This is a genomic window from Micromonospora sp. DT41 (assembly GCF_049841715.1).
Taxonomy (GTDB): domain Bacteria; phylum Actinomycetota; class Actinomycetes; order Mycobacteriales; family Micromonosporaceae; genus Micromonospora; species Micromonospora profundi.
Genome location: NZ_JBNCKU010000027.1, coordinates 50385 through 61812 on the forward strand (window position 1 = coordinate 50385; position 11428 = coordinate 61812).

The 11428-nt window shown below is 67.7% G+C and carries 10 protein-coding genes and 2 pseudogenes; 1 reads left to right on the plus strand and 11 read right to left on the minus strand.

What is annotated here, in order from left to right; genetic code table 11:
• The first annotated feature begins 349 nt into the window (after positions 1–349).
• Entirely contained in the window at positions 350–523 is a 174-nt protein-coding gene (locus tag ACLQ23_RS30295; protein WP_425881456.1) for a hypothetical protein, read from the plus strand.
• Here ACLQ23_RS30295 and hpxZ read toward each other — a convergent pair.
• The 11 genes and pseudogenes from hpxZ to ACLQ23_RS30350 form a co-directional block, all read right to left on the minus strand.
• Positions 516–911: an oxalurate catabolism protein HpxZ gene (hpxZ, locus tag ACLQ23_RS30300; RefSeq protein WP_425881457.1), complete on the minus strand. Its 396-nt coding sequence runs from the start codon at positions 909–911 to the stop codon at positions 516–518. The genes ACLQ23_RS30295 and hpxZ overlap by 8 nt on opposite strands.
• 81 nt (positions 912–992) lie before the next feature.
• The gene (locus ACLQ23_RS30305; RefSeq protein WP_425881458.1) at positions 993–2621 is read right to left on the minus strand and encodes a regulator; all 1629 of its coding nucleotides are present in this window, start codon (positions 2619–2621) and stop codon (positions 993–995) included.
• A 12-nt stretch (positions 2622–2633) separates the two neighbouring features.
• A complete protein-coding gene (locus ACLQ23_RS30310) occupies positions 2634–3326 on the minus strand; it encodes a cysteine hydrolase family protein (protein ID WP_425881459.1) in 693 nt (230 codons plus the stop codon).
• A gap of 9 nt (positions 3327–3335) precedes the next feature.
• Positions 3336–4025, minus strand: coding sequence for a biuret amidohydrolase (locus tag ACLQ23_RS30315; protein ID WP_334550611.1), 690 nt, complete (start codon positions 4023–4025; stop codon positions 3336–3338).
• Between the two features lie 39 nt (positions 4026–4064).
• Positions 4065–5801, minus strand: a complete 1737-nt coding sequence (atzF, locus tag ACLQ23_RS30320; RefSeq protein WP_425881460.1) for an allophanate hydrolase — start codon at positions 5799–5801, stop codon at positions 4065–4067.
• 161 nt (positions 5802–5962) lie between these two features.
• On the minus strand, positions 5963–6628 hold the full coding sequence (locus tag ACLQ23_RS30325; protein WP_425881461.1) for a GntR family transcriptional regulator: 666 nt from the start codon (positions 6626–6628) through the stop codon (positions 5963–5965).
• A gap of 92 nt (positions 6629–6720) precedes the next feature.
• Complete coding sequence (locus ACLQ23_RS30330; protein ID WP_425881462.1) at positions 6721–7065, minus strand: hypothetical protein; 345 nt, start codon at positions 7063–7065, stop codon at positions 6721–6723.
• A gap of 175 nt (positions 7066–7240) precedes the next feature.
• On the minus strand, positions 7241–8047 hold the full coding sequence (locus ACLQ23_RS30335) for a hypothetical protein (protein ID WP_425881466.1): 807 nt from the start codon (positions 8045–8047) through the stop codon (positions 7241–7243).
• Positions 8021–8917: pseudogene (locus ACLQ23_RS30340) on the minus strand (RHS repeat-associated core domain-containing protein); the annotation flags it as partial. The pseudogene ACLQ23_RS30340 and the gene ACLQ23_RS30335, both read right to left, overlap by 27 nt.
• A 29-nt stretch (positions 8918–8946) precedes the next feature.
• Positions 8947–10240: pseudogene (locus ACLQ23_RS30345) on the minus strand (IS701 family transposase).
• A 474-nt stretch (positions 10241–10714) separates the two neighbouring features.
• Positions 10715–11428 (minus strand): hypothetical protein (locus tag ACLQ23_RS30350; protein WP_425881463.1); only part of this gene is annotated, 714 nt, incomplete at its 5' end.

Genomic DNA, 11428 nt, shown 5'->3' on the forward strand with positions numbered 1-11428 from the left:
AGCCTCGCCCTCATCGATTGCCGGGCTCGCCGCACCCACCCTGAACTGCAAGATCATCTTGGAAAGGCTCAGTGAACAACATGCTGTTCGCCGGCCAGTGGATGCTGCTGGGACGCCAGCGCCATGCTGCCGCTGCTGGGCCTGCCGGTCGAACTGGGCGAGGTGCTCAACCTGTTCGCGCTGATGGCCCTGCTGTGGACCACGGTCAATGTGCCGGGGTTGATGCGCCGCTACGCCACCAGCGGCGCCGCGGGCGTGGCGGCAATCCGGTCGGCGCGGTCGTGCGGGTCGTCGTGGTGCAGCAGCTCACCCCCGGGCTGCGCGCCCCCGCCGTTGGGGCGGTGCGCCGATGAGCCGCGACCGCCGCGGCGAGCAGCCCGTCGCCGCCCGTATGCCCGCCGACGTGGACGCGCCGGACAAGTTGCCCTACGGGCTGACGTTCCGGCAACTGCCATTGCGCCGGCAGGTCCTCATCGTCACCCGCACCACCAGCGGTGAACGGGGCGAGCACCGAATCAACTAACTCCCCGCACCGGGCAGTGTGGAACGGAGACGTGAGCGGTGACGATCCGCCAGCCGACGGGCAGGCGTACCCAGGTCTGGGTCTGCCGCCCGGTGGGCACGCCGCCGGCGTACCCGAAGCGGGTCGTCACCACCGCGAGGTCCCTGCCGAACGTGGTGACCACCGGGTCCACCAGCCGGCGACCGGCCGGCAGTGGTGGCTGCGCGGCCCGCCACTCACGTTGCTCGTCCAACCCGTACTGGTGGTCGGCGAGGCCGAACCGCACGGTCCGCTCGGAATCCCAGAAGTACGCGCAGATCCGGTCCGTGTCGCCGTCGACCAGCGCCCGCTCGTAGTCGGCGAAGGCCGCCGCCACCTCGGCCACGACGTCGGTCCGGTCGATCTCCATCCGGTACGTCCCTTCGATCCGTCGGGTCGGGCATCGGCCGGCCCGGTCGGGAGCCGTGACCTTCCGACCGGGCTCGCCCACTCAGCCGGGCAGCGCGGACGTCCTCCGGTCGGTGTCCGTCCGCTCGCTGGCGAGGTCAGCTCGATCGGGCTGCTGGTCCGGTTCGCCCTCTTCCGGGTCGGGCTCGCGGGGCGCCGGGCGACCGAGTGCGAAGACCGCACAGATCACCGCCACGAAGAGATAGCCCAGTGCCACCTGGCCATTGGCGTTCCACTCGATCCGCTCGCCGTGGATCAGCCCAATGAACGACAGCACCGCGCCGGAGCCGGCGAAGATCGCGGCTCGGACGAAGCGCCTGTCGATGATGAAGACCACCACCGCGCCGAGCACCAGCCCGGCGAGGATCGCGCCCTGACCGAGCACCAGCAGGCCGTCGTAGATCACCCCGGCGCCGTTGAGCGCGTCGTCGCCGACCGCCGCGGCGGTGGTGCCGGCCGCGGCCAACGCGTTGTCGATCTGGCCGGTCGCCCAGGCCGCGATGTTCGGGATCAGCGCGGCGACCACGGCGGCGGCGTGCGCCCGGGGGGTGGCCTGGAAGGCCTGCGCCCCGATCAGCAGCCCGATGTAGAGCAGGATCGGCACGATGGCCGCCGTCGGGAAGATCGCGCCGAGCAGCGCGAACATGCCGAGGAAGCAGAGCAGCGCGATCACCACACCGGTCGCCATCGAGTATCCGCTGCGTCCACCTGCCGCTTTCCAGCCCGGGTGCCCGACGTAGACGGCTGGCGGGAACGGCGAGCCGAGCGCGGCGCCGATCACCGCTCCCGCACCGTCGGCGAGCAGCACACTGCGCAGGTTGTAGTTGTCCCCCGCGGTGGCCGCGCTCTCCACGTTGGTCATGCCCTCGGTGAAGTTGTAGACGCCGAGCGGGATCGCCGTCGCCAGCAGGGGTGCCATGTCGGCCAGCCCGGCGCCGAGCAGGTCCAGCTTGAACGAGGGTACGGCGACTGCGATGTCCCGGGCCGCGGCCGTGACGTCCGGTACCGACATCGCCCCGCCGGCCCAGCCGATCGCGGTGCCGAGCAGGAGCGCGGCGAGCCCGATCGGGAAGTTGAACGGCAGTTTCACGTCGGTGAGCAGGCCGATCAGCAGCAGCGCGAAGACCGGTAGGGCGACCCAGGCCATCCGCCACATCTGACCGGCCGGGTTCATCGAGATGAAGGTGATGGAGATCCCGGCGAGGGTGCCGAGCAGCGCGGCCCGGGGCGCGTACCGGCGGATGTAGGGCCCCACGAACGCGCCGATCAGCACGATCACGCCGATGATGAAGGCCCACGCCAGCCCGGCCTCCCAGGCTCGCACCGGGTCCTGGGTACGCAGGTAGATCGGCAGCATGATGACGAAGATGACGATGAACATGTGCGGCACGCTCGGCCCGTACGGCAGGGCGGTCACGTCGGTGCGGTTCTCTCGTCGGGCCAGCCGGCGTGCCAGGTAGGTGTAGTAGATGTTCCCGGCGACCAGGGCGATGCCGAGCGCCGGCAGGATCGTGCCGAACACCTCCCCCTCGGGAAGGTTCACCACGGCGAGGCAGAGCCCGGTCAGGGTGAGCACGTTGACCAGGACGTTGACGCCGAAGCCGAAGAATGCGTTGGTGTCGCCGCGTACCCAGTACAGGAGCGGGGTGACTGTCGGTGTGGTCGAGGCCATGACTGCTCCCGGTCAGGATGAGGGCTGCAACACGGGGGTGGCGGGCAGTGCGGCGCGTACCTGCGCCGAGTCGGCGACCCAGCCGAAGATGCCGCCCTGGGCGGCGATCATGTCGAGGCCGACCCGCTGGAAATCGGGAAAGTAGGACCCGACGCAGTCGGCGAGTACGAGGCACTCGTACCCGCGGTCGTTGGCCTCCCGGACGGTCGTGTGCACGCACACCTCGGTGGTGACGCCGGCGACCAGGAGGCTGCGGATGCCCCGCTCGGCGAGCAGGGCGTCCAGGTCGGTGGCGTAGAAGGCACCTTTGCCGGGTTTGTCGATGACCGGCTCGCCGGGCAGCGGCCTCAGCTCGTCGACGATGTCGTGGCCGTACTCGCCGCGGATCAGGATTCGACCGTTGGGCCCGGGGTCACCGATGCGCCTGCTCGGCGCACCTCGACGGAGTTTGGCCGGCGGGCAGTCGGACAGGTCGGGCAGGTGCCCCTCGCGGGTGTGGATGATGCTCAGGCCGATGGCGCGGGCGTCGGCCAGCAGCGCCGCGAGCGGGGCGATGGTGCACCGCAGCTGGCCGACGTCGTTGCCGAGGCTCTCACCGAACCCGCCGGGTTCCAGGAAGTCGCGCTGCATGTCGATGACGAGCAGCGCCGTGGTGGCGATGTCGAAGGTGTACGGACCGGGCCGCGCGGTGGCGATGGTCAGCATGGGCGCACCTCACTTGGCCGTGGCGGCGATGACGTCGTCGGATGTGGTGACGCAGCCGAAGACGCCGCCCTGCATGGTGACCATGTGCAGTGCCGCGTCGTGGTTGGCCTTGTCGGTGGCGCCGGTGCAGTCGGCGAGGATGAGGCACTCGTACCCCCGGTCGTTCGCCTCGCGCATGGTGGTGTGCACACAGACGTCGGTGGTGATACCGGTGAGGATCAGGTGGGTGATGCCCCGGGTCCGGAGGACCAGGTCGAGGTTCGTGGCGTAGAAGGCGCCCTTGCCCGGCTTGTCGATGACCACCTCGCCGGGCAGTGGGGCGACCTCGGGCACGATCTCCCAGCCGGGCTCGCCCCGGACCAGGATCCGACCGGCCGGACCGGCCGAGCCGATCTCGGCGCCGATACGCGCCGAGCGCCACCGCTTGTTCGCCGGGAGGTCGGACAGCTCCGGCTCGTGCCCCTCCCTGGTGTGTACGACGAGCATGCCGAGCGCGCGGGCGTGCTCCAGCAGGCGGGCGGTGGCCGGCAGACCGGCCCGGGTGAGCCCGATGTCGTAACCCATCGCGTCGACGTAGCCGCCCGGTCCGCAGAAGTCGGTCTGCCAGTCGATGCAGAGCAGTGCGGTATGCGCGGTGTCCGCCACGCCGTCGTACGGCCACGGATAGGGGTTGGCCGGTACCGGTCCGATGCTGCCCATTCTCTCGCCTCCTGTCGTGATCGCGGTTGTCTGTCGGCCCTATTGCCGGACGGGCGCGCCCCGGTAGGCCCGCCATCCGCCGGCGGCGCTGATGTCCTCGGCCGGCGGGCCGGTCGCGTACGCCTCACAGAGGAAGCCGAGCACGTCCCGTCCGTCGTGCAGCCGGACCCAGCCGAGCGAGAGCGGGGCCGGCACCCCGGCCAGCAGCCCGCCGAACGCGTGCCCGGGCAGTCGCCACAGTTCGACCTCGATGCAATGGCCGGCGGGTCCGTCTGGCGCTACCCGCACCAGACCGGGCAGCCCTTCGCCGTCCGGGGTGTCGAGCCGGAACAGCCGGTAGAGCGGGGCGGTGCGGGCGGCGCCGACGAGGGATGCTCCGCGCCCGACCAGTTCGGCGTTTCGCGACTCGCCGGTCAGGTGCCGGCCGACGACAGCCACCAGCAGCTCGGCCGCTGCTGGGACGATCTCGACCGGGGCGCCGGGCGGCGTCTCGCCCTCGGTGAGGGTGGCGGCCAGGCGGGCCAGTGTGGTGTCGGTGAACGCTGGGCCGACCAGGGTCAGGCTCGCCGGTCGTCCGGCGCTGGTGAAGCCGTTGGGCACTGTGACCGCGGCCAGGTCGAGCAGGTTCGCGAACTGGGTGTAGCGGCCCAGCATGGCGTTACGCCCGATCGGGTCCTCGGCGATCTCGTCGAGCGTGAACGCGGTGCCGATGGTGGGCACCACCAGCACGTCGATGTCCTGCCAGAGCTGGTCGACCTGGGCGCGCAGCTCGCGCAGGCGGTGCTGGCCCCGGAAGGCGTCGATCGCGTCGTGGCGGCGCCCGGTCTCCAGCACGGCCCGGGTGACCGGGTGCACGGAGTTCGGGTGCGATCGCAGGAAGTCGTCCAGGGCGACGAGTCGCTCGGCCACCCAGGGCCCGCGGTAGAGCAGGTCGCCTGCGTCGAAGAAGGCGTCGAGCGGTACCGACCGGTGCGACCCGACGATGGTGCGCAATCGTTTCACCCCTGCGGCGAACCGGGCCTCCTGTCCGGTGTCGCCGAAGAACTCCAGGTCTGCTGAGTCGGGCACTCCGAGGCGTAGCGTTCCCGGCGTGCGGGCAACCACCTGCTCCGTCGGCAGCGGACGCCCCCAGGGGTCTGCCGTGGTGACCGCACGGGCCGCGTGCAGCACCTCGACGGCCCCGGCGACGTCGGCGGCGAAGACCGACACGCAGTCCAGCGAGCGGCAGGCCGGGACCACGCCGGCGGTGCTGAGCAGTCCCCGGGTGGGCTTGAGGCCGACGATCCCGTTGAGCGCTGCGGGCACCCGACCGGAGCCGGCGGTGTCCGTACCCAGAGCGAAGCTGACCTGGCCCGACGCCACCGCCACCGCGGAGCCGGAGCTGGAACCCCCGGAGATCAGGCCGCCGCCGAAGACGCTCTGGCAACTGCCGTACGGCGAGCGGGCCCCGGTCAGGCCGGTGGCGAACTGGTCGAGATTCGTCTTGCCGACGAGCAGCGCGCCGGCGTCGAGCAGCCGGCGCACCACCGGAGCGTCCTGGGCTGCCAGGTAGGCGAAGTCGGGGCAGCCCGCAGTGGTGACCATGCCGGCCACGTCGATGTTGTCCTTGACCGCGAAGGGGATGCCGTACAGCGGCAGTGCAGGGTCACCGTGACGGGTCAGCGACCGGGCGCGCTCTAGCAGCCGGTCGGCCGGGACGGTGCTGATCCAGACCGGCCCCCTGTCGCGCCCGGCGAGCCCGTCCAGAACGCGTTCGGCCTGGTCCGCCGGGGTCATGCTGCCATCGCGGTACGCCGACCGAAGGTCCGAGATCGATCCCGCTGGATCTGGCATACAGTCGATTGTCGACTGTTCTGTTACGGCAAACCGCGCGCTATGTAACGACGATATGACGGCGCGTGGCGCGAGCCATCCGGCCGACCTTGGCGCTGCGCACCTCAGCCGAGGTACGAGCGGGCTCCGTGCCCGGTGAGCACCGTGAGCACCTCCTCCGGGTCTCCCCCGACGACAGCCTCGTACAGCCGCTCGTGCCGGTGAACCCCGTCCAGCGGCTGCGTCACCTCCGCCTCGCGGCGCAGGTTGACTGCCATGTAGAGCTGCAACTTCACCAGAACCGAGCCGTACACGGCCGAAAGTTGCCGATTGCCAGCGAGCGCCACCAGCTCGACGTGGAACTGCCGGTGCGACTCGGCGACCGCCAACCGGTTGCCGGCCCCGGTCGCCTCCCTCATCCCATCCAACGTCGCCCGCAAAGCGGCCAGATCGCCCTCCCGGCCGACGGGGATCCCCGCCCGCACCGAGAAACGCTCCAGCACGTCACGCAGCTCGTACAGCTCCCGCACGTCGCGATCCGACAATGTGGCCACCCGCACCCCACGCCGGGGCACGTGCTCGACCAGACCCTGCTGGGCGAGCAATCGCAGCGCCTCCCGCAACGGCGCCCGACTGATCCCCAGCCGGCGGGTCAGCTGCTCCTCCACCAGGCGTTCACCCGGGTTGCTCTTACCGCTGAGGATCTCCCGGGTCAGCCGGGAGACGGCGAGGTCCACCAGACTGACGCTCTCCAGCTCACCATCCACCGTCGATGCGACCCCGTCGTTCACCCCGATGAGTCTGCCACCTGCTCCCCGGCGGCCACCCGTCGGCGGCGGTCTGCCGCTCCTCCGATGGGTGCCATGCCTTGAGATTCCAAAGATTATCGTGCGGGGGGCAGTACACCGCCCGCCGTGTAACGCTCGCCGTCGTCGCCTTGGAGACTAGCCTGCAAGTCGTCCGCGATTCGCCCGAACTCCTGATAGGCATCGCCACCGAATTGGCCCTTGATATCGATGGCACCTTCGAACCAGACCAGCGAAACTGAGCTTCCGTCCGCGCAGGTGTATTCGTAGATGGGCTGACGGTCCTCAGCACCTCCGATCCACCCCGTCGCCCTTAGCGCAGGAAAACCATCTGCGAAAGACAGCCATTCTTCCATCGCAATGGGATTCTCTTCGCTGGCGTAATACTCCTCCGCGCGGCTGATGTGCAGCTCGTATCCCACGACTCCTCCATACAATCAGCGTTCATGTCGACGGATGTATAGGGTACAGGACAACATAGTTGCCTACCGTGCCAACGCGAAGAGCCAACACCAGGCCCAGTCAGTGCGGCCCAATTGACGAGCCGCACTGACAGCGGCGGGGCGAGTCACGGCGCGGATTGATGATCAGGTCAACTCACTTCACGATCACATACATTACGTGCACACCTCGCTCCAGCCCGTAATTATAGCCGTCCACCATGGCAGCATACTGCTCACTTGAGACCGTGCCAGACGGTATTCCGACAATTAACTGCCGGCGCTTGATGTCTGCTTGATCGATTACGGCATCGCCGAATGTCCTACCGTCATACCTTTCCAGCTTCCGAACGTCTCTTCGCAATTCACCCTGGAGCCGCTTTCCGCTGTAGTATGCCTCGTGCAGGGCCTTGGTCTTGACACTAGTCGCAGTCCCGGTCGCAAAGTCAAATGCATCGATAGTTGGGTTATTGGGAGTAGGAAGACCTTTCAGGCCCATCTCATCGAGGATGCGCTTCTCGAGCGCATAACCTCTCTGCCTGAACGGCAAATTCCACAAACCACGACCGGCCTCAAAATCGTCAGCATACTTACCAAGCCGTCGTGCGGTAACGAGCGCGGATCCGACAGCGCCAATCCCATTAGCAATCTTACCCCCTGGCACTGCGTCCATTGCAGTGAATCCGCAAGCCAGCTTGTCACCCTGCAGGCAATCGGGCGCGTCAGAGAAGGGCACGAATCCGACAGCAGCCTCGACAAGCGGATCTTTACACAACTCTTCAGGTATGCATGAGATAGGGAGAGGGGCCCCTTGAGGGGAGGGCGATGGGGTGCCTGCCAATGCAGGTCGTCCGCCTTGACCGGAACCACCCTTACCGGGTGCAGGCTTAGGCGAAGGCATTGGCGAGGGCAAGACAGGAGCGGGTGGAACATATTTCCCACCCCCGTCATTGATCCAAAGCATTCCTGTTGGGTCACTATTCGTCACTGGCGAGTTGTTGGCGTACGTATAGGGATTCCATTGTTGCGGGTCGGCGAGATCCATCACCGGGTCGACGGAAACGAAACGACCCAGCCCCTGATCGTACTGCCGGGCACCTATGTTAACGAGGTTGGTGGGATCGCTTTCGCCGCCGACGAATCCTTTTTGGTTTGGCCAGGTTGGGTTCGTTCCGCGCGGGGTGCCGTAGGGGGTTTGCCGGCGGATGTCTACCTTTTGGGTGCCAGCATTAATGGCTACCTGCTGGGTGCCTTGGTGATCGCTGTAAAGCCAGGCCAGGTCGGTGACTGCTGAGCCTGCCGTGCGGCTAGCGCATGTTACGCCGGCGAAGTCGTAGTAGCGGGTGCCGGTGTTGACGCCGCCTTGGCGGCGGATCTCCTGGCCGGGTAGGTAAAGGGTGGTGCCGGTGGTGTCGCGTCGGATGAGTCTGACGCCGTTGGCGTCGTAGATGTTGGTCTCGATGGTCGTGTCGCCGGATGTGACGGTGGCGAGCTTTCCTTCGGCGTCCCAGCCCAGTGTTTGGCTGTTGGCACCTGTGGCGCAGTCGTTGGCGGTGTTACTGGCGGGCCGGCAGGTGGTGTTGCCGGCGTCGTCGTAGCCGTACCTGGTGGCCACCGCAGGTTGTCCGGTGGATTCGGTGGTCATCTGCGTTACGGCATGTGGCCGTACGACGCCTTGGCCACCATCGGGCACTATGTAGTCGCGGGTGGTGGTCCCGCTGGTGTTGCGACTGGTCTCCTTGAGCCGGCTGCCGGTGTCGTTGACGGTCCAGTCCTGCCAATAGGGCGCTGGCCCTCCCAGGTTGCCGACGGTGGGATCCGTTTCACAGGGAATTTCGGGCTTAGTACTGCAACGGCAGTTGGTCAGGGGTAGCCGTGTCGTCGGTAGTGGCAGGTTCGGGCTTGGTGTTGGCGTCGTCGGCGCCATCGAGACCAGGCCCAGACGCGCTCCGGTGGGTGAGTTGATCGCACTACGAGTGCGGTGAGTAGTCTTCGGATCTCCGGTACCGTGTAGCCGATCATCATATCGTCGCCAGTGCTGGATCCCCTTTTGTGGACAGGGATCGGGCCACGGACAGCCAGGCGTGGGCGGCCATGGACAGGGTGATGTGGGCGTACCAGGCTCGCCAGTCGCGGACCTGGTACTCGTCGAGACCGACTTCGTTCTTGGCCTGCTGGAAACACTCCTCGATCGCCCACCGAGCCCCCGCGATCCGAGCGAGGTCGAGCAGGCGGGTGCGGCGGGTTCGTAGCAGACGTAGTAGGCGATCTCCCCGGTCGTCATGCTGCGCCTCGCGAGCAGCCAGTGCCCCCGGCCGGGTTGCCAGCAGATGCGCACCGGCACCCGCGCCCACCAGTACTCGCGCGGGCCGTGGGCGCCAGCGCCGGCGGACAGCCGGCACCACGCCCGGGCCGGCAGCGCGGCGATGAGTTGGTCGGCGCGGGCGGTGCCCATCGTGGTGGTGATCATGTCGTCGTTGCGGCGGGTCGCGACCACATAACCCACATCCCGTTGTTCCAACCACACCCGCAACGACTTCGACTGCCCGTAGGCCTCGTCCATCGTCACCCAACCCACCGGCACTCCCGCGTCCAACGCGCGGCCCAGCATCTGGCGGGCAATCTGCACCTTCGTGGCGAACTGCACCTCGTCCGGGATACCAGCCGCCCGACAGCGATCCCGGTCATCGGTCCACGACGCCGGAAGGTAGAGCTGCCGGTCGATCAGCGCGTGGCCCTTCGCTGAGCGGTAGGCCAAAAACGTCCCGACCTGGCAGTTCTCCGTCCGACCAGCAGTGCCGGAGTACTGCCGCTGCACCCCCGCCGACCGGGTGCCCTTCTTCAGGAACCCGGTGTCATCGACGATCAACACACCAGCCGGGTCGCCGAGGTGCTCGACGACGTAGTCCCGCACGTCGTCGCGGACCGCGTCGACGTCCCAGTCCGCCCACCGCAACAACCGCTGCATCCCGTCCGGCGACACATCCCCGGCCTGCTCCGCGAGGGTCCAGCCGTTCTTCCGGCCCAGGCCCGACACCAAGCCGCACAGGTACTGACGCGCACGCCGCCGCGGCTCCGACCGCCGAAACCGAGGCCCGATCCGGGCATGCAGACGGTCCAACTCCCCATGCCAACGATCAACATCAACGTCCGTCACACGCAGACCAACGAACGCGAATCGAACTCGATTCGCCTACTGCCGTTGCAGTACTAAGGCCGTTCGTGATCTCGGGCAGCTGCTCCAGGACATGCTGCGCATTCTCGGCCCGCACCACTTCGAGACGGTGGCCACACAACGCGAGCTCAACAGACTGCAGGGCAGAGCAGAGGATCCAGTGAGCACTGCCGACGCTCTCGCTGAGACGCACACCGACCAGGTGCAGGTCCACGGCCCCGACCGAACCTGACGGAACAGGCCCACTGCGGATCAAGCTGTCGAGTCTCGTCGCGCTCGGCGATCCTCTCCAACCCTCGGTCCGTTGCCGTCCATTGCGCTCCCGCGCCGGTCGACCAGCTCGCGAGCGTCGACGACACGCTGACCGCGACCTATGGACCACGGCTCACCCGACTGAGTCGGGGTCCCCCCAGGAACCTTCAGAGGTTAAAGATCAAGTCAGGCCGCTTGATCCGGTTAGGTGTGGCCGAACGGGAGGCGAGCGAACGCCTGCTGAAGCAGGGGGTTGCGGTCGGTCGGCTCACCGAGGTCCCAGGTCTGGCGCTCGTCCCCGGCCTGGGTGATGTGTGTGAGGATCTCGGACACGGACCTGCGTTGCCCGATGGCGACAAGCTTCTCGAGGTCACCGACAGAGGCGACGAGGGTCGGCAGGCTGGCGGTAGGCAGGAAATCCCGGGCGAGGCTGTTGGCGATGTACCACGGATCGAGGGTGGCCACGATGCCGATGACGGGCCGGTCCTTCGGGATGTGCGCGAACTCCGGCGCGTTTTTGTTTAGTATGCCGAGGGTGCGGCCGAGCTGCTTGAACGCGTCGCCCAACGTCTGGGTGTATGCCTTGCGGGCGCTGACGTCAGCGGCGCGGGCGGCGAGCGGTGAGCGGGTAGCCTTCGCCTCGATGAGCACGACGAGATCGTCGAACACGACGAACCAGTCGATGCTCTTGAGCTCCTGCCTCTTTTGCATATACACGACCTCCGAGTGGACGGTGGCGTCGGGCACGGTCTGGAACTGCCGGCCGACATAGTCCTCAAGCAGCTCGCCGAGGTCTCTGGTGAACGCCGTCCCCCACCGCTTGATCCCGGCGTAGTACAGCTCTAGCCTCGATCGTTCACGGCTGATGTCGGGCGTTCCGGCCCCGCGCGTGTGATCGTTCATTGTCGATGCGGTTGG